This is a genomic window from Halomonas sp. 113 (assembly GCF_904067645.1).
Lineage (GTDB): Bacteria > Pseudomonadota > Gammaproteobacteria > Pseudomonadales > Halomonadaceae > Vreelandella > Vreelandella titanicae.
In genome coordinates, this window is record NZ_LR881453.1 from 4,245,872 (window position 1) to 4,266,927 (window position 21,056).

The 21,056-nt window shown below is 56.2% G+C and carries 22 protein-coding genes and 1 pseudogene; 16 read left to right on the forward strand and 7 right to left on the reverse strand.

Annotation, left to right across the window (positions count from 1 at the left end; translation table 11 throughout):
- Window positions 1–38: 38 nt before the first annotated feature.
- Entirely contained in the window at window positions 39–989 is a 951-nt protein-coding gene (gene speB, locus YERSI8AC_RS19985; protein ID WP_022521893.1) for an agmatinase, read from the reverse strand.
- Between the two features lie 223 nt (window positions 990–1,212).
- Between speB and YERSI8AC_RS19990 the strand changes: the two genes are divergently transcribed.
- The 6 genes from YERSI8AC_RS19990 (at window position 1,213) to YERSI8AC_RS20015 (ending at window position 7,601) form a co-directional block, all read left to right on the forward strand.
- Window positions 1,213–2,631, forward strand: a complete 1,419-nt coding sequence (locus tag YERSI8AC_RS19990) for a sigma-54 interaction domain-containing protein (RefSeq protein WP_022521892.1) — start codon at window positions 1,213–1,215, stop codon at window positions 2,629–2,631.
- A 114-nt stretch (window positions 2,632–2,745) separates the two neighbouring features.
- On the forward strand, window positions 2,746–3,876 hold the full coding sequence (locus YERSI8AC_RS19995) for an ABC transporter ATP-binding protein (protein WP_022521891.1): 1,131 nt from the start codon (window positions 2,746–2,748) through the stop codon (window positions 3,874–3,876).
- A gap of 29 nt (window positions 3,877–3,905) precedes the next feature.
- Window positions 3,906–5,186, forward strand: coding sequence for an ABC transporter substrate-binding protein (locus YERSI8AC_RS20000; protein WP_022521890.1), 1,281 nt, complete (start codon window positions 3,906–3,908; stop codon window positions 5,184–5,186).
- A 63-nt stretch (window positions 5,187–5,249) separates the two neighbouring features.
- Window positions 5,250–6,134, forward strand: coding sequence for a carbohydrate ABC transporter permease (locus YERSI8AC_RS20005; protein WP_022521889.1), 885 nt, complete (start codon window positions 5,250–5,252; stop codon window positions 6,132–6,134).
- Window positions 6,131–6,973 carry a carbohydrate ABC transporter permease gene (locus YERSI8AC_RS20010; RefSeq protein ID WP_022521888.1) on the forward strand — a complete coding sequence of 281 codons (843 nt, stop codon included), beginning with the start codon at window positions 6,131–6,133 and terminating at the stop codon, window positions 6,971–6,973. Before YERSI8AC_RS20005 ends, YERSI8AC_RS20010 begins: the two co-directional genes overlap by 4 nt.
- Before the next feature lie 421 nt (window positions 6,974–7,394).
- Complete coding sequence (locus YERSI8AC_RS20015; protein WP_159177386.1) at window positions 7,395–7,601, forward strand: hypothetical protein; 207 nt, start codon at window positions 7,395–7,397, stop codon at window positions 7,599–7,601.
- 21 nt (window positions 7,602–7,622) lie between these two features.
- Here YERSI8AC_RS20015 and YERSI8AC_RS20020 read toward each other — a convergent pair whose 3' ends face one another.
- A complete protein-coding gene (locus YERSI8AC_RS20020) occupies window positions 7,623–8,003 on the reverse strand; it encodes a hypothetical protein (protein WP_159177387.1) in 381 nt (126 codons plus the stop codon).
- A 201-nt stretch (window positions 8,004–8,204) separates the two neighbouring features.
- Here YERSI8AC_RS20020 and YERSI8AC_RS20025 point away from each other — a divergent pair, with 201 nt between their 5' ends.
- From YERSI8AC_RS20025 to YERSI8AC_RS20045, 5 genes and pseudogenes are all read left to right on the forward strand, one after another.
- Window positions 8,205–9,284, forward strand: a complete 1,080-nt coding sequence (locus YERSI8AC_RS20025; RefSeq protein WP_159177388.1) for a calcium-binding protein — start codon at window positions 8,205–8,207, stop codon at window positions 9,282–9,284.
- A 52-nt stretch (window positions 9,285–9,336) separates the two neighbouring features.
- Window positions 9,337–9,523: pseudogene (locus tag YERSI8AC_RS20030) on the forward strand (carbohydrate ABC transporter permease); the annotation flags it as partial.
- Between the two features lie 62 nt (window positions 9,524–9,585).
- The gene (gene recQ, locus YERSI8AC_RS20035) at window positions 9,586–11,424 is read left to right on the forward strand and encodes a DNA helicase RecQ (RefSeq protein ID WP_022521885.1); all 1,839 of its coding nucleotides are present in this window, start codon (window positions 9,586–9,588) and stop codon (window positions 11,422–11,424) included.
- Between the two features lie 94 nt (window positions 11,425–11,518).
- The gene (locus YERSI8AC_RS20040; protein ID WP_159177389.1) at window positions 11,519–11,920 is read left to right on the forward strand and encodes an MbcA/ParS/Xre antitoxin family protein; all 402 of its coding nucleotides are present in this window, start codon (window positions 11,519–11,521) and stop codon (window positions 11,918–11,920) included.
- Window positions 11,917–12,597 (forward strand): RES family NAD+ phosphorylase, encoded by a 681-nt coding sequence (locus YERSI8AC_RS20045; protein ID WP_022521882.1) that lies wholly within the window; start codon window positions 11,917–11,919, stop codon window positions 12,595–12,597. Before YERSI8AC_RS20040 ends, YERSI8AC_RS20045 begins: the two co-directional genes overlap by 4 nt.
- Before the next feature lie 3 nt (window positions 12,598–12,600).
- Here the strand turns inward: YERSI8AC_RS20045 and mtnA are convergent, their stop codons facing one another.
- Window positions 12,601–13,626 carry an S-methyl-5-thioribose-1-phosphate isomerase gene (gene mtnA, locus YERSI8AC_RS20050; protein WP_022521881.1) on the reverse strand — a complete coding sequence of 342 codons (1,026 nt, stop codon included), beginning with the start codon at window positions 13,624–13,626 and terminating at the stop codon, window positions 12,601–12,603.
- Between the two features lie 102 nt (window positions 13,627–13,728).
- Between mtnA and mtnB the strand changes: the two genes are divergently transcribed.
- Genes mtnB through YERSI8AC_RS20065 form a run of 3 tightly spaced genes read left to right on the forward strand, consistent with a single transcriptional unit; the run spans window position 13,729 to window position 15,563 of the window.
- On the forward strand, window positions 13,729–14,316 hold the full coding sequence (mtnB, locus tag YERSI8AC_RS20055) for a methylthioribulose 1-phosphate dehydratase (RefSeq protein WP_022521880.1): 588 nt from the start codon (window positions 13,729–13,731) through the stop codon (window positions 14,314–14,316).
- Window positions 14,317–15,003 carry an acireductone synthase gene (gene mtnC / locus YERSI8AC_RS20060; RefSeq protein ID WP_022521879.1) on the forward strand — a complete coding sequence of 229 codons (687 nt, stop codon included), beginning with the start codon at window positions 14,317–14,319 and terminating at the stop codon, window positions 15,001–15,003. It begins immediately after the preceding gene.
- Window positions 15,004–15,014: 11 nt separating this feature from the next.
- Window positions 15,015–15,563 (forward strand): 1,2-dihydroxy-3-keto-5-methylthiopentene dioxygenase, encoded by a 549-nt coding sequence (locus YERSI8AC_RS20065; RefSeq protein ID WP_022521878.1) that lies wholly within the window; start codon window positions 15,015–15,017, stop codon window positions 15,561–15,563.
- Between the two features lie 206 nt (window positions 15,564–15,769).
- Here YERSI8AC_RS20065 and mtnK read toward each other — a convergent pair whose 3' ends face one another.
- Together mtnK and YERSI8AC_RS20075 are read right to left on the reverse strand one after the other, a co-directional pair.
- Window positions 15,770–17,032 (reverse strand): S-methyl-5-thioribose kinase, encoded by a 1,263-nt coding sequence (mtnK, locus tag YERSI8AC_RS20070; protein ID WP_159177390.1) that lies wholly within the window; start codon window positions 17,030–17,032, stop codon window positions 15,770–15,772.
- 64 nt (window positions 17,033–17,096) lie between these two features.
- Window positions 17,097–18,341 carry a GGDEF domain-containing protein gene (locus YERSI8AC_RS20075; RefSeq protein WP_159177391.1) on the reverse strand — a complete coding sequence of 415 codons (1,245 nt, stop codon included), beginning with the start codon at window positions 18,339–18,341 and terminating at the stop codon, window positions 17,097–17,099.
- A 194-nt stretch (window positions 18,342–18,535) separates the two neighbouring features.
- Between YERSI8AC_RS20075 and YERSI8AC_RS20080 the strand changes: the two genes are divergently transcribed.
- Window positions 18,536–18,820: a YrhK family protein gene (locus YERSI8AC_RS20080; protein ID WP_022521874.1), complete on the forward strand. Its 285-nt coding sequence runs from the start codon at window positions 18,536–18,538 to the stop codon at window positions 18,818–18,820.
- 12 nt (window positions 18,821–18,832) lie between these two features.
- On the opposite strand, the gene YERSI8AC_RS20085 is transcribed toward YERSI8AC_RS20080, so the two are convergent.
- The gene (locus tag YERSI8AC_RS20085) at window positions 18,833–19,099 is read right to left on the reverse strand and encodes a DksA/TraR family C4-type zinc finger protein (RefSeq protein WP_022521873.1); all 267 of its coding nucleotides are present in this window, start codon (window positions 19,097–19,099) and stop codon (window positions 18,833–18,835) included.
- A 64-nt stretch (window positions 19,100–19,163) separates the two neighbouring features.
- On the reverse strand, window positions 19,164–19,916 hold the full coding sequence (locus YERSI8AC_RS20090; RefSeq protein ID WP_236557361.1) for a DeoR/GlpR family DNA-binding transcription regulator: 753 nt from the start codon (window positions 19,914–19,916) through the stop codon (window positions 19,164–19,166).
- 134 nt (window positions 19,917–20,050) lie between these two features.
- Between YERSI8AC_RS20090 and YERSI8AC_RS20095 the strand changes: the two genes are divergently transcribed.
- Window positions 20,051–21,055 (forward strand): ABC transporter substrate-binding protein, encoded by a 1,005-nt coding sequence (locus YERSI8AC_RS20095; RefSeq protein WP_159177393.1) that lies wholly within the window; start codon window positions 20,051–20,053, stop codon window positions 21,053–21,055.
- Window position 21,056 lies beyond the last annotated feature (1 nt).

Sequence of the window (21,056 nt, forward strand, 5' to 3'; positions counted from 1 at the left end):
ATTTAGTCGCTATTTCTTTGATATCTATTCGGTCGGCGTCACTCGCTGTGTTTAACGCCCGGTAGTACGCAAAGCATTTCATACAGCAGTGTGGCGCCCATCAGCGCGGTGTTGCCGCTGGGGTCATAAGGTGGAGATACTTCCACCAGGTCGCCGCCGACAATATTCAGCCCGGCGGCACCGCGAACCAGCTCCAATCCTTGGCTAGAGGTCAGTCCACCCATCTCCACCGTGCCGGTACCGGGGGCAACAGAAGGATCCAGGCCGTCGATGTCGAAACTGATGTACACCGGGATATCGCCCATCTGCTCGCGCACTTCCTGCATCAACGGCGCTAGAGAGCGATACCAGCACTCTTCGGCGGGAACGACGCGAAAACCCTGACCACGGCACCAGTCAAAATCTTCAGCGGCATAGCCGGTACCACGCAGGCCGATTTGCACTACCTTGCCATGGGCCAATAAGCCCTCCTCCTGGGCGCGGCGAAACGGCGTGCCGTGGGCAATTGGCTCACCGAACATGTGCTCATTTACATCGGCGTGAGCATCGATATGAATCAATCCCACCGGGCCGTGCTTTTTGGCCATGGCGCGAAGGATAGGCAGCGTGAGCGTATGTTCCCCCCCCAGAGTCAGCGGAATGCAGTTATGTTTCAGCACGTCATCGTAAAAGGCGGTGATGATGTCGACGCTTTTCGGCAGGTGGAACGTATTGATGGGTACGTCACCGATATCGGCCACTTGCAAGCTTTCAAAGGGCGCGGCACGGGTCGCCATATTGTAGGGGCGCAGCATGCGCGACTCATCACGAATCTGGCGTGGTCCAAGCCGCGTGCCGGGGCGGTTTGAAGTGCCGATATCCATGGGAATTCCAATAAATGCCGCATCCAAACCCTCGGCTGTCTCTTGGGTGGGCAGGCGCATCATGGTGGCAGGGCCTGCAAAGCGCGGCATGGTGTTTCCGCCCAAGGGCTGATTAAACTCCGACATACACATCTCCTTATATTTTTTGGCGGTGAGCACGGTGTAGGTATTGGCCTAGCTCTTTTCACTACTCTTCTAAAGTCATTGCACAGACCATGCCAAGTCGTAGATGCCTATAAAGTGGTGGGATTAGCGACCAAACGATGCAAAAATGAATCAACTAGAGGCTTTTTTAATTCATTTTTGTATCAAAGATTCATAAATGAATCACTCAGAGGAGTTGGCTGCGATGAGTGAAATAGACAGGCGTGTGCTGCGAACCATTGTGGAGACCGCAAACGACCACTTCTTTATCGTCAGTGGCGATGGGCAAATAGTGGATATTAGCCCAGGAGCAGAAGCGGTTTACGGGGTATCCAGAGAAGAGCTGCTCTCCAGCAGTGTGCAGCAACTGCAAGCGGCCGGGGTGCTCAAACCCTCCATCACCATGGAAGTGATGCGCACCCGTCGGCCTGCGCAGATTATGCAAGTCACCGGAACAGGCCGCCGGGTGATTGCCGAAGCCTACCCAGTGTTCGTCGACGGCAAGCTGGAGCGCATTATCAGCCGCTCGCGGGATTTAACCGACTTGCAGTTACTGCAGGACGAATATGCGCTGCTGCAAAAACGCTTTAGCGAACACTTAAAGCGCAGTCAGGCAGCGCCAGACGCGGAAGAGCAGGCGTTGGATGACGCCCTGGACAATTTGCAGGTGCGTAGCAGCGTGATGCGTGAAATTGCGCTGCTGCTTAAGCGGGTCGCCCCTTCGGATGCCAATGTGCTGATGCTGGGTGAATCAGGTGTGGGTAAAACCGCCTTTGCCAAGCAGCTACACCGCTGGAGCCAGCGCTGTGACGGCCCCTTTATCGACGTTAACTGCGCGGCGATTCCAGAGAATCTGTTTGAGTCCGAGATGTTTGGCTACCAGCCCGGCGCTTTCAGCGGTGCCGCCCGCCAGGGCAAAGCCGGGCTGTTAGAGCAGGCCGAGGGCGGTACGCTGTTTTTGGATGAAATAGGCGAGCTGCCGCTGCTAATGCAAACCAAACTGCTCAAGGTGATTCAGGACGGTAGCTTGACCCGACTGGGTGACACCCGCTCTCGCAAGGTCAATTTTCGCTTGGTCGTGGCGACCAACCAGGATTTGGGCAAGCAAGTAGAAGCAGGACTTTTTCGTCTGGATCTTTACTACCGCCTCAATGTGATCCCGGTCACCCTGCCGCCACTGCGTGACCGCCGGGAGGATATCCCCGACCTGGTTGAAGCGTGTTTAAACCGGCTCAACCAGCGCTACGGGCGGCAAAAAATTCTTGATACCCGCGTTTGGTCGACACTGATGGGCAGCGAATGGCCGGGTAACGTCCGCGAGCTGGAGAACTGGCTAGAGAGAGCTTGGCTTTCCAGCCCCACCGATCAAATCGAGGAGCCCACCGCACTCCCTCACGCCGAACAGTTCCCGGCCAACTTGCCGAGCGCCTCGCCAGCAAGGTCGGCAGTAGCACTCGAGCCCCAGGAAACCCTCAAGCAGTACCTAGCGCGGCTGGAGCGTGAAACGCTTGAAGAGCTGTGCAACACACTCCCCAGCACCTATGCCATTGCCGAGCGGCTGGGCATCAGCCAATCCAGCGTGGTGCGCAGGCTTCAGCGCTATGGCATTACAGTGACCAAGTGAATTTTTATCTTGACACAGCGGGTGTCATCAACCATCCATGTAAGTGTCATGAAACGGCAACACCTTCAACACAAGCTGAACCAATAACAACCAACAGCCGGTGATGTGTGTGCTATGTCAAACCAATCGCGTATTCGCCTGGAGCGCGTCACTAAACGTTGGGACGCGACCACTGCCGTCGATGAAATCTCCTTCGATGTCACGCCTGGGCAATTTGTTATTCTGCTGGGCCCTTCAGGCTGCGGTAAATCCACCACGCTACGTATGATCGCGGGCCTGGAAGAGGCCAGCAACGGACGTATACATATCGGCGAGCGCGACGTCACACACCTGCCGCCCGGCGACCGTGGGCTGAGCATGGTGTTTCAGTCCTACGCGCTGTTTCCGCATTTGAGTGTGGCTGACAATATCGTGTTTGGCCTGCGCAGCCGCAAGGTACCCAAAGCCGAGCAGCGCGAGCGGCTAGCCAAAGTGGCCGAACTGGTTGATTTAACCGATTACCTAGATCGCAAACCTGCCCAGCTTTCCGGCGGCCAACGCCAGCGGGTTGCTTTGGCGCGCTCGGTTATTTCCGAACACCCTATCTGCCTGATGGATGAACCGCTATCCAACCTCGACGCCCGGCTGCGCAGCGACATGCGCCGGGAAATCAAAGCATTACAGAACCGCCTGAATATGACGGTTATCTACGTTACCCACGACCAGGTGGAAGCCATGAGCATGGGCGATCGTGTGATTCTGATGCAGCATGGCAAAATCGTGCAGGACGGCACCCCAGACGAGCTCTATAACCGCCCCGCTAGCGCTTTTGCCGCTAGCTTTATTGGCAGCCCCGCGATGAACTTGCTACCACTCGTTAAAGGTGAACAGGGTGCCGTTATCGAAGGCGAACCGAGTACCCCCGTAGCCTCCTTGGATGCCGCTGGTGGCCACTTGGGCATCCGCCCGGAAGATGTCGAGCTGCGAATCGCACCCGGTTCCGGCGTACCCGCAAACGTATTAAGTGAAGAGTATCTGGGAGCGGACACCATTGCTTATGTCGCGGTGGGGTCGCACACCCTACGCGTGCGGCTTAGCGGCAAGCAGGCACTGACAGGCCAGCCATGCAGCCTCTATTGGACTTCAAAGAATACACACCTTTTCGATGCCGACGGCCTGCGGCGGGACGACCTGACACCGACCCCCTTACCCAGCTCATCTCGAAGCGTTCCTCGTCCACCGGCGGTGGGCTCTTTCCAACACTGACAGCAGTATTGACACTTGCGGAGTCTCTTATGCGTTTGCGTACCCCTTTTGCAATGACCGCCCTTGCAGCGGGCTTGTTAAGCGCCGCCCAGGTAAACGCGGATAGCGTCGATCTGACCATGTACTACCCGGTCGCGGTGGGCGGTGCACTCACCGACGTCGTTGATAATCTGGTGGAAGAGTTTGAAAGCGAATACCCCGATATCAATGTGGAAGCGATCTACGCCGGTAACTACGACGACACCCGCGTGCGCGCCATGTCGGCGATGGAAGCGGGTGATACACCGCAGCTGTCGGTCATGTTCTCCATCGATCTGTACGAGCTGATTGAGCAGAATGCCATCGTCGCCTTTGACGACCTGGTCGAAACCGATGAAGAGCGCGAATGGCTCGATGGCTTCTACCCAGGGCTGATGGAAAATGGCCAACTGGATGGTAAAACCTACGGCATCCCCTTCCAGCGCTCCACCATCGTACTGTTCTGGAACAAAGACGCCTTTGAAGCCGCCGGCCTAGACCCCGAAACACCCCCAGAAAACTGGGAAGAGATGGCCGAGATGGCGGCGACCGTGCGCGAAGCCTCCAACGGCGAGCAGTGGGGCGTGATGGTGCCGTCGACTGGCTACCCCTACTGGATGTTCCAGGCCTTTGCCTTTCAGAACGGCCATCGGCTAATGAGCGAAGACGGCACCGAGGTCTACTTTGACGACCCCGCAGCGGTTGAAGCGCTGGAGTACTGGGTATCACTGGCCACCGAGCACAATGCCATGCCCGACGGCACCATTGAGTGGGGCACCCTGCGCCAGAACTTCCTGGAAGAGTCCACAGCGATGATGTGGCACACCACGGGCAACCTGACCGCCGTACGCAGCGAAGCCAATTTTGATTTTGGCGTCGCCATGCTGCCGATGAAAACCCAGCGCGGCAGCCCTACCGGCGGCGGCAACTTCTACATTTTTGAAGACGCCACTGAAGAAGAGCAGCGCGCGGCGATGACCTTTATTCGCTGGATGACCGCTCCCGAGAGAGCCGCTGCCTGGTCGATTGAGACCGGCTACATGGGCGTTAGCCCCGCTGCCTACGAAACCGACGCGCTACAAGGCTATGTGGAAGAGTTCCCACCCGCCGCGGTTGCCCGCGACCAGCTCGAACACGGCACGGCGGAGCTTTCCACTTACCAGGGTGGCCGCATTCGCCGCGCTTTGGATAACGCCGTGCAAGCGGCGCTGACCGGTCAAATGACGCCGCAAGAAGCGCTTAGCCAGGCGCAGCAAGAAGCCGACAGCGTGTTGCGCCGCTACGCCCGCTAATCGTTAGCCATTTCACTGTTCGCCGGGGCATGCCCCGGCTTTTCCAACTTGCGGTACGTCTCTATGTCATTCACCAACCACCGCAAAATGCAGCTCTATGGCGCGCTTCTGCTGCTGCCCGCTGCGCTACTGCTGACGACTTTTGCTTATTTACCAACCGTGACAACGGTCATTAACAGCCTGTTTTTACCCGGCTTTCGCGGTGCACCCACTGAATTCGTAGGCCTTGAAAATTATCAGGTGTTGTTCGATGACCCGACGTTTTGGAAAGTAGCTCTTAACAACTTAATCTACGCCGTCGGTACGATTCCTACGTCTATCGCGCTGGCCTTGGGTATGGCGCTGTTCGTCAATGGCAAGCTTCGCGGGCGGGGCTTTGTGCGCATGGCCTACTTTACGCCGACTATTCTACCCATGATCGCCGCGGCCAATATCTGGATGTTTTTCTACGCGCCGCAGATTGGCCTATTCAATAAACTGCTCGGCATGCTGGGCTTTTCCGGGGTGAACTGGCTGGGCGATCCAAGTGTTGCGTTAAGCTCGGTGATCGTGATGTCGGTGTGGAAAGAAGCCGGTTTTTTTATGATCTTCTACTTGGCGGCACTACAGAGTATGCCACCCGAGTTAAAAGAGGCAGCTGACTTAGAAGGCACTAGCCGCTGGAGCTTCTTTTGGCGTGTCACCTTTCCGCTACTCATGCCCACCACGCTGTTTGTGCTCATCAATGCGCTGATTAACTCGGTGCGGGTCGTGGATCACCTGTTTATCTTGACCAAGGGCGGGCCCAATAACGCCACTAACCTGCTGCTCTACTACGTTTACGAGAATGCGTTCTCGTTCTTTGACCGCACCACGGCAGCCACCATTACGGTGGTTATTCTGCTGGTGCTTGCGGTAGTGGCCACGCTTAAGTTCACGATTTTAGATCGCAGGACGCACTATCAATGAATACGACCACTACCTATGCGCCCCGCTCCCGTTTCGTCTCAATTCCAGCACTGGAAACAGTGGCCGCGTGGCTACTGGCGATTATTTGGATTTTTCCGCTGCTGTATGCTTTTTGGGCTGCCTTTCACCCCAGCGAGTTTATGGTGAACTTTGAGCTCTTCGCCCCGCTGACGCTGGAGAACTTCACTAACGCTTGGTCTCAAGCGCCCTTTGCCCGCTACTACTTGAACACCTTTGCGCTGGTAACAGGGGTGGTGATCGGTCAGTTTGTGGTCTGTACCCTGGCAGCGTTTGCCTTTGCACGCTTTCCGATTCCAGGCAAAAACGTTCTGTTTATGCTGGTGCTGATTCAGCTCTTTGTATTCCCCGAAGTACTGATTGTCGAGAACTACCGCATCGCCAGCGAACTGGGGCTGATCAACACCATCACCGGGATTGGCTTACCTTACGTGGCCAGCGCCTTGGGTATTTTTCTGCTCCGCCAAACCTTTAAAACCATGCCAAGGGAGTTGGAAGACGCCGCCCGCATCGAAGGCTGTAACTGGCTGGAAATTTTATGGAAGGTTTACGTACCGCTCGCCAAGCCCACCTACCTTGCTTACGGGCTGGTCTCAATTAGCCACCACTGGAACAACTTTATCTGGCCGCTAGTGGTGACCAACTCGGTAGAGAGTCGCCCGTTAACGGTAGGCTTAGGGGTATTTTCCGCGCCCGAAACCGGCGTTAACTGGGCCACCGTCAGTGCCGCAACACTGCTCAGTATCGCCCCGCTGCTGATCGCCTTCCTGCTGTTCCAGCGCCAGTTTGTGCAGTCGTTTTTACGGGCGGGGATTAGGTAAACCTACTTTATTCACGGCGGCAAGCTAGCAACGAAGCAGGTGAGCATTTTTAACCTTTATAATCAGCAAGTACCACTACAGCTTGGCTCAAAAGAACCACTTACACTGGGTTAAAGCGCATCTCCCTGCCCCCTCCTCTGCAACGACCCCATCAACGCCCCGTTCAACGGCCATGTTACGACCAACGATGGGGGCGCCTTACCCAATAAGGCGGCCTGTCTCATTCGACCAAGGTCTCGCCACTAATGTCGCATTGCCTCCTGCGGGGATATCTTGTGCTATTAAAACACTCGAATGATACGAGTGTTTTAATCAGTCATTTCATACCTCGAGTTGCCCTTGGCACACTCGTAGATGCAGTGACTTCAGCATCATGGATCAACAATAACAACCATATAGCACGAGATACGGAGGTATCTTAATGGCAATGCTCGACTACAAAAACTATACCAGTGAAGCATCCATCGAATTGCTGCTGACATCCCACAAGCTCGCCACCTACGCCAGCCTGTCGGGCGCCCTTGGCATTCCGCAGACTCGGGAAATAGTACAAGGATTCACAGACCTGTTCCCCGATGGTGCCTACCCCAATGAGATAGATACCGGACTGCCCGGGGGATGGCGGTAACTGACGCCGACCGAGCTTGGCCTACCCGCGAGCGCCCTCGATGGGGCCGGCCACTACATCATCGAGAGCCCGATTACCGGCACCCTGCCGACTGGCCCCCAAGCCAAGCTGCTGGGTGAGTTCGATGAACAGGGACAACTGACCCGGGTATCGCTGACCTACACCGGCACCAACTCTCCGGTGGATATTGTCGACTACCTGCAACTCAATGCTGGCACCATAGCACCCAACCTTGAGCCGCTGCTCGTTGCGCTCAAGAATTACAGCCAGGCCAACGGCCTGGAGGCTGAGGACGCACTGATCACCGGCTACAGCCTGGGGGGCGGGATGGTGAACATTATGGCGCGCTTTCGCGAGGAGTTGGCCGACGGCTTCTTCGCTGAGGCCAACTATATCGGTCACGAGTCGCCACTGATCTATGACGACCCCGAGGTGGTGTACAACTACGGCTACGAGAATGATGCGGTGTATCGTGTGGCAGGAGACGCAGATACCTTCCTCGAGGCGCTGCAGGAACAAGGGCCACTGCTGACCCACCCCAACACCTCTTACGAGTCGAGCGGGGACAATGTCGTACTGTTCAACGATATGTATGGTTCACCATTGTGGCCATTACCAGCTTTCTCACTGCTGAACATTCCGGTGAGCTGGTATGCCCATGTCGATGGCATAATCACGGATGCCATTCAGCGTATCGCTGATTCGCCCTTCTATGAATACACCGACCGTGACAGCGCGGTGGTTGTTTCCAGTCTTTCCTCTCTATCACGCTCGTCGGTCTGGGTAGAGGACAAGCAGACCTCAAGCTCGAACCATTTCGGCCAACCCGCGTTTCTAATTGGCACCGAACATGCTGACAAGGTTCGCAGCGGTGAGCATAGCGACTACATCTACACTGGTGGGGGAGATGACTTGATTCGGCTATCCAGCGGTGCCGATCGCGTCGATGGCGGCTCGGGAGTCAACACTCTGCGCCTCAAAGGCGATGGGGCGGATTGGGATGCCTATCAACTCTCGGACGGCACGCTGTTCCTCAATTCCAAGCAGGATCTTGGATTGAAGCAAGTGGAAAATGTCAGTTACGTGGAGTTCGAGGGCCTGTCGCTACTCGACATTTCACTGACCCAGCAACGCTACAGTGTCGGCGAGCGCGGACTCGAGGACGAACGCTTCGACCCATTCGGTCTATTCAGCCAAGACCTGGAGTATGGCGAACATATAGAAGGCAGCGCTGGCGACGACGAACTCACTGGAACAGTGGCCTTCGGCGGTGTAGGAAACGACACCCTGACGGCGCTGGAGAGCGGTAGCTTGCTACATGGCGGCGAGGGAGATGACACGCTGGTAGGCGGCCTGGGCGATGATCAACTCTATGGTGGTGAGGGCGACGATACCTTGATTGTGCGTGGCGGCAACGATGTACTCTATGGAGGAGTGGGCGACGACCTGTTCATGTTCGACGAGGGGTATCAAGGCAGTGCCGTGATCAAGGACTTCAACCAGCATGCGGGGGATCAGGACTGGTTGGTGTTCATGGGTGAGTTGTTCGCGGATCAGGAAGATCTGCTCGGCAGCGCCAATCAGATGGACAATGACGTGGTCATCGCCCGGGACGGCCTCTATGTCACGGTGGAGAGCATTGGCATCGCCGAACTGGTCGAGAGCAGCCAGTTCCTGGCCTGAGTCTTGGCTATCCGCGCGCTCGCCTGCTGGCGAGCGCGGTTCCCTCTCGTACTGGCTGGAAATTTTGTGGAAGGTGTATGTACCGCTCGCCAAGCCCACCTACCTTGCTTACGGGCTGGTCTCGATTAGTCACCACTGGAACAACTTTATCCGGCCATTATAGGTCACCAACTCGGTAGAGATTTTGCTCTTCCAGCGCCAGTTTGTGCAGTCGTTATCTGCGCGCAGGGATTCGCTAGGCAAAATCCCTTGAGTTTTCGTGCGACAATTCTTCCTCAAGCACGAGATAAGGAGAGCATTGATGCACGGCGACCCTCACCCGGCAGCCCTCAAGGTGTTGCAGGAAGTATTTGGTTACGACAGCTTTCGCGGCCCACAGCAGGCCATCATCGAGCATGTAATGGCCGGTGGCGATGCGCTGGTGCTGATGCCTACCGGCGGAGGCAAGTCGCTGTGCTATCAGATCCCTGCACTGCTGCGCGAAGGCACCGCGATTGTGGTCTCGCCGCTGATCGCGCTGATGCAGGATCAGGTGGCGGCGCTTGAGCAGAACGGGGTCAGGGCGGCTTACCTGAACTCCAGCCTCGATTATCACGAGGCGGTCGAGGTGGAGAACCGCCTGCGGTCGGGCGAGCTGGATCTGTTATATGTCGCGCCCGAGCGACTGGCCACTGCGCGTATGCAGATGCTGCTGGAGCAGACCCGGATTGCGCTGTTCGCCATTGATGAAGCCCACTGCGTCTCCCAGTGGGGCCACGATTTTCGTCCTGAGTATCGCCAGCTCTCCCAGCTTCATCAGCGCTTTCCCCAGGTGCCCCGCATCGCCCTCACCGCCACTGCCGATGTGCCCACCCGGGGCGATATCATGGAGCATCTGCAGCTCCAGGAGGCGGCACTTTACAACAGCGGCTTTGACCGGCCCAACATTCGCTACCATATCGCCGAAAATCAGGGTAACGCCAAGGAACAGCTGCTGCGCTTTATTCGCGAGCACCACGACGGCGAGGCGGGTATCGTCTACTGCCTTTCCCGGCGCAAGGTGGAGGAGACCGCCGCCTGGCTGGAACGCCAGGGGCTGACGGCACTGCCCTACCACGCGGGGCTTCCCCCCGAGCAGCGCCAGCAGCATCAGACCCGCTTTTTGCGTGAAGATGGTGTCGTGGTAGTGGCCACCATCGCCTTTGGCATGGGCATCGACAAGCCCGACGTGCGCTTTGTGGCCCACCTCAACCTGCCCAAGAGTATCGAAGCCTACTACCAAGAGACCGGCCGCGCCGGGCGTGACGGCCTGCCCGCCGATGCCTGGATGGCCTATGGACTTCAGGATGTGATCACGCTGCGCCAGATGCAGCAGAACTCCAGCGCCGCCGACCATCAAAAGCGCATCGAACAACAGAAGCTCGACGCCATGCTCGGGCTGTGTGAAATCATCAGCTGCCGCCGCCAGGCACTGTTGCACTATTTTGGCGATCATCTGGACGCCCCCTGCGGCAACTGCGACAACTGCCTGACCCCACCCGAGACCTGGGAGGCCACCGTGGCGGCGCAAAAGGCGCTCTCCTGTGTCTACCGCACTGAGCAGCGCTTCGGCGTGACCTACCTTGTGGATGTGCTGCTAGGTAAAAGCAACGAGCGCATCACCCGCTTTGGTCACGACAGACTCAGCACCTACGGCATAGGCAAAGACCTCTCCGCCAACGAATGGAAGGCGCTCTTTCGCCAGATGATTGCCAGCGGCTTTTTGAGCGTGGATATGGAGGGCCACGGCGGCATTAAGCTCACTGCCAATGCCAAGCCGGTGCTGCGCGGCGAGCAGACTCTAACTCTGCGCAAGCCAAGCAACAAACCCAGCAAAGCCAAAACCGCTCGACGGGGAAGCAAAAGCACCTCTGCTCCGCAGGGCCACGGCCCGCTGTGGGAAGCCCTGCGTCGGCACCGCCGGGAAATGGCCGAAGCCCAGGGCGTGCCAGCCTATGTGATCTTCCACGACGCCACCCTGGCCGAAATGGTCGAACAGAAACCCCAGAGTCTGGCGGCACTGGGCGCGATCTCGGGTATTGGTGCACGTAAGTTGGAAGATTATGGAGAGGGTTTTCTGGACGTCATCTTGGCGCATCAGGAATCCAAGCAAAACAGCTGAATCAGCACAACAAAAACCAACGAAAGCTCAAATGGCCGATATTTTTCAAAAACCGCTCACTTGGCGTAAACTATAGGTAAGTGAGGAGAAAGATATGGCTATTCAACACAAAACCGCCGATAAGCGCCGTGAAATAGGGGCCGCTGCGATGCGCACTTACCCCAATATTTCACACGCATGGGGTCTAAAAGAGAGCGAGGCCGCTCTGCTGCTCGGGGTACCTGATTCCACCTATCGGCGCTGGAAGCATTCACCTGAGCAGGCGAGGCTTGATGCCAATCACTTGGAACGGATGTCGTTGATTCTCGGCATTTATAAAGCACTGCATATATTGTTGCCCAGTAAAGAAGCTGCTAACAGCTGGTTGCAGCGAGCCAACAACAGCCCTCTTTTTGCCGGTCACACACCAATGGAGCGCCTGTTAAACGGACAAGTCTCCGACCTCTACGTTGTTCGCCAACATTTGGATGCAGCGCGTGGTGGGGGGCATGCGTGACATTCCCGCTGAGCAATATCACTTGGCGCCCCAGCTATCGGGTTATTCCCTCGCGATTTCCTCCCATTGATTTATTCGAAGGCGTCAACAGCAGCGCTGATGATTGGGACTTACTCAATGAGCTGGAGGGTGAAACCTCCGCAAGGCTACGTGAGGAAACGGGAGCTATTCACTTGGTTCGTGATGACGACCGTCGCTACGGCCCCGGCTGGACGCCCGTCATGGAGGCCTTCTGCCACTTCCCCGCGACCGGTTCGCGTTTTAGCGATGGCACCTTTGGCGCCTACTACTGCGCACTCACCGAAGCCACCGCCATTGCCGAAACCGTTTACCACGCAGAGCGCTTTATGGGGGAGTCAAACGAACCGCCCATGATGCTTCAGCAGCGTGTTTATCTGTCAGATTTAACGGGCCAACTAATTGATTTACGCCGACAGGATGCGGCCCAAACGCTTCTCAGACCGGATAGCTGGGCAGCTGGGCAAACCTTGGGGAGAAAAGCCTGGGAGGAACACACGGACGGCATCGTTTACCCCAGCGTTCGAGACCCTGAAGGCGAGTGTGCCGCTGTGCTACGGCCGCCCGTGCTCTCCGCCACAAGGCAAGGACGGCATCTTGGCTATGACTGGGATGGTCAGCATATCCGCCATGTCTATGAGCTAACGCTATTGGGCTAGCGATTAACTTTCGCCGCGCCCCAGGCAGTGTTCGCCGCGTGCTATCGCGGCGGCATCAAATACGCCGGTATCCAACACCCAAGCCGTCACGAGCTTGGCGGGAGTGACGTCAAAGGCGGGGTTCCATACCGGTGCATTATCGGGTGCCCAGGTAACCTCACCAAAGGCGCCAGCGACGCCGCGGATCTCAGCGGGGTCGCGCTGTTCAATAGGAATGTCCGCACCAGTAGCACAAGCGGGATCAACCGTAGTGTAGGGAGCCACCACATAGAACGGCACCTGGTGGTAGTGAGCGATCACCGCCAGCATGTAAGTACCCACTTTATTGGCAAAGTCGCCGTTGGCGCAGATACGGTCGGCACCCACCATCACTTTATCTACCTTGCCCGCGGCCATCAGGCTGGCGGCCATGCTGTCGGTAATCAGTTGGTAGGGAATGCCCAGATCGGCCATTTCCCAGGCGGTTAAACGGCCGCCTTGCAGCAGCGGGCGGGTTTCATCCACAAACACATGCAGCTCTACACCGCGCTGCTTGGCCACTGCCAGCGCACCAATGGCCGTCCCCACCCCGGCGGTCGCCAGCGCGCCAGTATTGCAGTGGGTCAGCACACGGTCACCCGTTTTCAGCAAGTCAGCACCCCGCTCAGCCATGCGTTGGCACAGCGCGCGGTCTTCTGAAAACAGTTCAGCGGCACGTTCGGCCAGGGCGTTGACGCCTTGCTCAAAGCAGGCTTCCATGGCATCCAGGCAGTACATTAAGTTAACTGCCGTGGGGCGCGTGGCGCGTAAGCGATCACTTACCAACTGCCAATCACTTTGTGGATGGCGGGCGGCGTATTGGGACAGCACAAAGGCGGCGCTCAAACCAATCAGCGGCGCCCCGCGAATCGCCAGGCTTTTCACCGCATGCTGCCACTCTTCTGGCGAGTCACAGCGCACCCACTGCTCCGCCTGGGGCAGTTGGGTTTGATCCAAATACTCAAGGTGGTCGGCATAGATCCGCAAACTGCGTGATTGAAGATGAGGCATCGATGGACTCCTTGAGCACTTGATCGGAACAGCTACACGGCTTATCAGCCGCGAAGCTTATCATATAGAATGGCTGCCACTAGAAGAGGCGACGCAGATCCTATGATGACGCTACAAACTGAACTGCTGGCCGCCATTTCATGGGCGGCGCAGCAAGGCTGGACGCCAGCCACTGGCGGTAACTTTTCCGCCCGGACCGAGGCGGGCTATCTTGTCACCGCTTCTGGCCGCGATAAAACCCGCATTCAGGCCGATGACCTCTTGCTCTGCAACCTGGATGGCAAGGTGCTATCAGGTGATGGTAAGCCGAGCGCAGAAAGCGACTTGCATGCAGCTCTTTATCGCTATGAACCGAAGATTGCTTGTGTACTGCACGTGCATACGGTAGCCAGCACCGTACTGTCGCGGCGCTTTCCGGAAGGGATCGAATTGAGCGGCTTTGAAATGCAAAAAGCGCTGACAGGCAATGTGACCCACGAAGCTACTATTCGATTACCGGTCATACCTAACGAACAGGATATGGTGGAGCTGGCCAGGCATGTGCGCCTCGGCTGGCCGATGCCCTGGGGCTTTTTGGTCGCAGGGCATGGCATTTATGCCGTGGGCGATAGCATTGCCAGTTGCCGCCGCCACCTGGAAGCGATTGAGTTTTTACTTGCCTGTGTTCTTGAAGAGAGTCGGTGGTCTTAAATGAGTAATTCAACTGTTCGCGCCATTGTGACCGATATTGAAGGCACCACCACGGACATTAACTTCGTCCATAAGGTGCTTTTTCCCTACGCCCACGCCAAGTTGCCCGACTTTCTACTTGCGAATGCAGACACACCTGCAGTTGCCGAGCAGATTGATGCCGTGCGCAGTGAAATGGACGCCCCTAACGCCCCCCTGGAGGCAGTGATCGACCAATTGCTGCACTGGATCGAGACTGACCAAAAAGTTACTCCGCTGAAAGCACTGCAAGGTATGGTGTGGGCCGATGGCTACCAGCGCGGCGACTTTAAAGGCCATCTCTATAGCGATGTAGCACCGGCACTGCGCCAGTGGAAAGACTTGGGCAAGGCGCTGTACGTCTACTCGTCCGGCTCGGTGCAGGCGCAGAAGCTGCTGTTTGGCTATAGCGATGCGGGCGATCTAACCCCGCTGTTTAGCGGCTACTTTGATACCCATATTGGTCATAAACGTGAGGCTGCCGCTTACCATCGCATTGTCACCGAGCTTGACCTGCCGCCAGCAGCGGTGCTGTTCTTGTCGGACGTGGTCGAAGAACTGGACGCCGCCAAACAGGCAGGCATGCAAACCCTGCAGTTGGTGCGTGAAGGCACACAGGCGGGCAACACCCATGCTTGCGTTACTCGCTTTGATGAAATTGCGCTTTAGGAGAACCTACGATGTCGCAACTAAAAGTATTTGCTGATCAGAACCCTAACGATGCCCTGATCGACACCACCGACGGCGAGCAGATTAGCGCTGAGCTAAACAAGGTGGGCGTGCTGTTTGAGCGGTGGGCAGCGCCGGGCGAAATTGCCGACGACGCCACCCAGGAAGATATTTTGGCGCTTTATCAAGACGACATCGACCGCGTCAAAGCCATAGGCGGCTATCAAACCGTTGATGTGTTGCATATGGTGCCCACGCACCCAGACAAAGACGCCATGCGGCAGAAGTTCCTAAACGAGCACCGCCATCATGAAGATGAAGTGCGTTTCTTCGTCAAAGGACAAGGGCTATTTTGTCTGCACATCGATGACAAGGTGTATCAGGTGCTGTGCACCCGCAATGACCTGATCAGCGTACCCACCAACACGCCCCATTGGTTCGATATGGGCCCTGCGCCAGAATTCACTGCGCTGCGCTTCTTCGATAATGTGGAAGGCTGGGTACCCCACTGGACCGAAAGCGATATCGCCGGGAAGTTCGATCGCCTGGATCAGCTTTAAATAGTTCTGCTGTAAGCCTAGGCAGGGCCGGAACAAACCTACGCGGGGGCGCTGTAAACCCATCCCTGGGCGCTACTTTCGCCATCTGACCGCCAGGGATGGCGGGAATGCCGGAATAGCATGGAGCCATTTCCGGCCATGGCGAAAGACCCCCGCTACGGTTTGTTCCGGCCCTACCTGCTCGTTCTAACTCCCCTGTAAACCGCTTACAGCACCTCTTGCTGGTTATACGCCCTGGCTAAATCCACCAGCGCGGTAAGGTCACTATAGGCTTCCGGCTCCATAATCAGCGTTTGGCCCATCAGCACATTGCGCGCTTCAAGCTTGGCGCGCAGCGCGGTGTCTTCAATCTCTTCGAAATCGGCGTTGTGGGCCAGTGATAAAACACGGCGATGCATTTCGATGCCGCAGTAGGCCAGCGCATCCAGGCGTATCTCTTCAAGCAGTGCATCACAGGCATCATCTGCGCTGTTGCCCTGCTCTTCAAATAGCGACTTGGGAAACAGAATGCCCGTCCGCTCGGTTTGCCACAGGTGGCGGAACTCGGCATCAAAGTGGCTAAAGCACGCATCGACCACATCAAGGATCCACGCCTGATACTCATCAAGCTCACCTTCTTGACGGTGAGCGGGCTGGCTGAAGTAGGCCATCAGGGAGTTGGCCACCGCCATTCCCAGGTCAAAAGCCATCGGCCCGTACTGGGAAAACTCGGGGTCAATGACCCGCACGTCGGTATCCGTGGCCATGATCGAGCCGGAGTGCAGATCACCGTGCAGCATGGTTTCGGTGTTCGCGGTGAACTTCATCAACAGCCGCTGTACTCTGGCCTTTAAACGCGCGTTACGACGCAATTCGTCCACCACCGGTGAAAGCTCCGGGGTGTGGTGATTCATTTCAGCGCCGTAATAAGGGTCGGTAAATACCAGTGATTCGGTAATGGCAGGAATCGCCACATTGCCGGAAAACAGCCCCACATCCGCCTTTTTCTCTGGGCTACTCAGCGAAAGCTCTGAGCCACGAAACGCCGTGCGGGCGCAAAACTTGCCGATGGTTTCGCCAAGTCGAGCGACTCGCTCACCGTTGATCAACTTACGGCGCAAGATAGTGTGGGGGTGCAGATACTCCATCACAAACAGCGCCTGGGGCTTGTCGAAGTAGTAGACTTCAGGGGCAATGCCCGGTGCACGCTTGGCCTGACGCACCAAGGCGTAGTACTCAAAGTGGGCACGATAGACCGGCAACGGCCAACTCTCGCCGACCATACGTACATAGGGAAGCGCCTGCTTAACCACTACACTGCCCGCGTCACCGGAGACGATAAACACTAGGTTGAGGTTGCCGTCACCCACCTCGCGAATGTCCCAGCTCGCGGGTTCTTCGCCCACGCGTCTAACCACCGCCTCAACATCACCAAGCCGCTGGGATAGAGTGTCAACGCTTAGCGCGCGGTAATGTTGATCAATCTCCACAGTTCTCTCCTCACAAACGTTTACGTGTTTGGCTAGCCGCCAGTTGGCCCGTTAATCTCCGCGACTAGGCTGATACGCTTAAGCCATCAATAGCATTATCGCCAGATGATGAATCAATCGCACTAGCCACCCATACACGGTTGCGGCCTTGCCGCTTGGCTTCATAAAGCGCGTCATCTGCCTGGGATAATAGTTCGGCTGGGGCAAGGCTAACTTTCGGGTAGAGTACTGCAACGCCAACGCTAACGGTAACAACGCTTTGCGCCGAGACACCGTGATTAGGAATTTCCAAGGCCTCCACGTTGCACCGAATGCGCTCGGCCGCCGGTTTTGCCGCCTCAGGCGATGCATTGGCTATTAGCACTACAAACTCTTCACCGCCAAAACGCACCACTAAATCGGCATCACGGCTATTGGCCTGCATGGCAGTAGCGACTTGGCGCAAGCACTCGTCACCCTGAGGATGCCCATAGTAGTCGTTGTAAGCTTTGAAATGATCGATATCGATCACCATCAGCCCTAAACAAAGGCCTTTATCGGTAGCCTCCTGCCAGCGCACAGGAAAAACCGTATCGAACTGGCGCCGGTTGGCAAGATTGGTTAAAGGATCAGTCACCGACATGCGCGACAGTTCCTGGTTATCTTTTAAGTAATAGCCAGCGCGGAGCTTTTCTTTCAATACATGCAAGTAGGAGGTTCGCTCGCTCTGCTCGAAACGATAGTTGGCCACTAACGTAAACAGCGTCTGAGCGATAATAGTAAATATTGCTAGCCGCTTCGCCTCTGGCGGCATGGGGTCATAAGATAGAACAAAAAGCAGTATTATAAATATACAAATGGCAGATGAGACGCAGGCATAGTTAAACCGCAGTGAGTAAACAATATTACCCACCAGCAAAATAAGGCCGAAAGAGAAAACATCCAGGTAAGAGTAAGGAACGGTGGATTCCACCAAGATCAAACATGAAATCACCGTAGCAACGATCACCGTACTCGCCATTAACGTTTCACGTTGGGCTGGAGACACACCACGGTAAACCCACCACAGAATTGGCATACCAAAAGGCAGCATTACCCCCACCCTTAACGCTAGCGCTGTGGCGAAAGTATCCGGTCGAAAGCTGTGGTCGTTGATCAAAAACAAGCAGTAGATGATCGCCGATATCAACCCTGCCATGACCATGCTACGGCTACGTTGGCGCTGAGTATCTTCTTCAAACCTTGCTTCCACTTCATCAGCAAAACGTAACCGCCAAGGCCCTCTACGCAACTCATTTTCCACCGCTGTCAGCAGCGTGTCATTGATCATTACTCGCCCTCAATGCCTCACCCGGTTACTTGTGGCTTTCATGTATCATCAATGAATATCAGAAGCCTAATACTACCTTTGAGTACGACGATAGTGTGCCACAATAGCGTTTAGTTAAAATGAATATTGGTACACATGTTAAACGAAACTCATCCCAATTTTCATTAATTGAACATTCAACCAGGAGACTAATGATGCAGCGCCAACAGGATCCGGTGACTAACGACTGGACTTTCATCATTGGGCATCGCGAACTCGTTGTGCACCAACGCTATGAGGTGCTTAGCATGATCAACGATTTTATGCTGGGCATTTGGTTTACGATCGGCAGTGTCTGCTTTTTTTACCAGGGTGCGGTTCAAACTGTCGGCGTGTGGCTGTTTGTGATAGGTAGCATCCAACTGCTGATTCGCCCAGCAATTCGCCTTCACCGCTATGTCTATTTTAAGCAGTTGCCGGACACCGACCAGGACGCTTAGACACAAGCCCGTTCAACGCAGTTGGCTATCTTTACTACCACGACGGTTGTAGCCACTATAGGCCGACTGCTTTTTGTCCAATTCACCCTGACACACCACACACAGTCTAACGCCCGGAATCGCTTTACGGCGCGGTTCAGGAATGGGATTGCCACACTCTTCGCAAACCTCAAGACTTTCGCCGCGGGGCAACTGGCTACGCGCACGCTGCACCGCATCCTCTAGCGTGCTTTCCATCTGCTCTTGTTCGGCGCCATCTTTTGCCCATCCACCTGCCATAATCGCACTCCTCGCTTCGGCACTAGCAATCTATCAGCATAGCAGTAACGAGAAGCGTGCACCGTTAGCCCAAAAACCGAACGCCTTGGGCAGCCAAGGGGCTGCGTAGTTTGTCTGGCAGCGGTACATCGGTCACTACGGCATCATAATCACCCAGTTGACCCGCGGCGCAGCGTAGTGACAGGTCGAACTTGGTTTTATCCAGCACTAACACGCGATAACCGGCATGGGCCAACAGCGCCTCACGGGCCATCACTTCGTCGTCGTTGTAGTCATAAAGCTGGCCATGGCTATCCATTCCTCCCACCGACACAATCCCCACATCGGCACGGTAGCGTTGAAAAAAGCGCCAGGCATCGCCGCCAATCACATCCTGGTCGCGACGACGCACTCGCCCACCGGCTACTACTAACTCACACCTCAACTGGCACAGCTTAATCAGCGCATGCAGGTTATTGGTCATGATATGCAGGCCTTGCTTATCACTCAGCGCATCGGCCAACTGCTCAACCGTGGTGCCCGTGCCTAAGAACAGTGCTTGATGATCCTGTACCAAGCTCGCTGCCCGCGCCGCGATCTGCCGTTTACCCGCCACGTTAACGATCTGACGCTGGTCGTAGCCGATATTTTCCTGCTCGGGAAACGGCAGCACTTCCCCTTGGCGGCGCAGCACCAGGCCTTTATCAGCCAGGTGGCGAATATCCCCACGCAGGGTTTGCACAGAAACCCCAAACTCGCCTGCCAGGCTGTCTACCGACTGGCGCCCTTGTGAGTGGATTCGCTGTAACAGCTGTTGTCGACGTTCGAACTGGCGCATAACCCCTCTCGGCACAACGAAAGCAAAAAGTGCAGCAAACGAAAGCCACAAAATGTTGAACGAAAGCATAGTGTCACTTTGTTGTAAGCAGATGACAGTAGCTTAGGTGGGGTTCACTCACTGGAGGTTTACCCATGTTGAAGCGCCCCCTGTTATCTATTCCGACATCTGCCCTTACTACTGCCGTCGCGGTAGCCAGCTTTTCTCTTTCGGCTCAGGTAGCGGCGAACGAAACGCTAACGCTCTACACCAGCCAGCCCAATAGCGATGCACAGCAAACCGTTGACGCCTTTGAAGCAGCCTATCCTGATATTGAAGTGGAGTGGGTACGCGACGGTACCACGCGCTTGATGACCCGGCTGCGCTCGGAACTTTCAGCCGGGGTGAGCAACCCTGACGTGCTGCTGATTGCCGACAGCATGACCATGGAATCACTTAAGCAAGAGGGCCATTTACAGCCTTACCTAAGCGATGAGCGCCAGGCCTATGACGCCGACCTGTATGACCCAGAAGGCTACTACTACGGCACCAAGCTGATCACCACCGGGATTGTCTATAACACCGGCGCCGAGCATCAGCCGCAGAGCTGGCAAGACCTGCTGGGACCTGACTACGAAGGGTTGGTCACCATGCCTAGTCCGCTTTACTCCGGCGCGGCACTGATCCATATGGCGGCGATCACTGCCAACCCTGACCTTGGCATGGCATATTACGAAGCGCTTCATGAAAACCGTACCGAAGCACAGGGCGGCAATGGTGGCGTATTTAATGCCGTGGCCGCGGGCACCAAGCCCTACGGCATCGTGGTGGATTTCCTGCCAATTCGTGAAGCTGCCAAAGGCTCGCCGGTCGAATTCGTGTTCCCGGAAGAGGGCGTGAGCGCGGTGACCGAGCCGGTCGCCATTATGCAAGGTGCAGAGAATGTCGAGGCCGCGCAAAAGTTTGTTGATTTTGTGCTTTCCCAGCAGGGCCAGGAGCTGGTCAGCCAGCAAGGCTATCTGCCTGCTCACAACGACGTTACCCCACCGGAAGGCTTCCCCGAGCGCAATAGCATTACCCTGATGCCGGTTGATACCGAGCAGGCATTAGCGCAGGAAGAAGAGCTTAAACAGCGTTTTAGTGACCTCTTCGGCGGGTAAT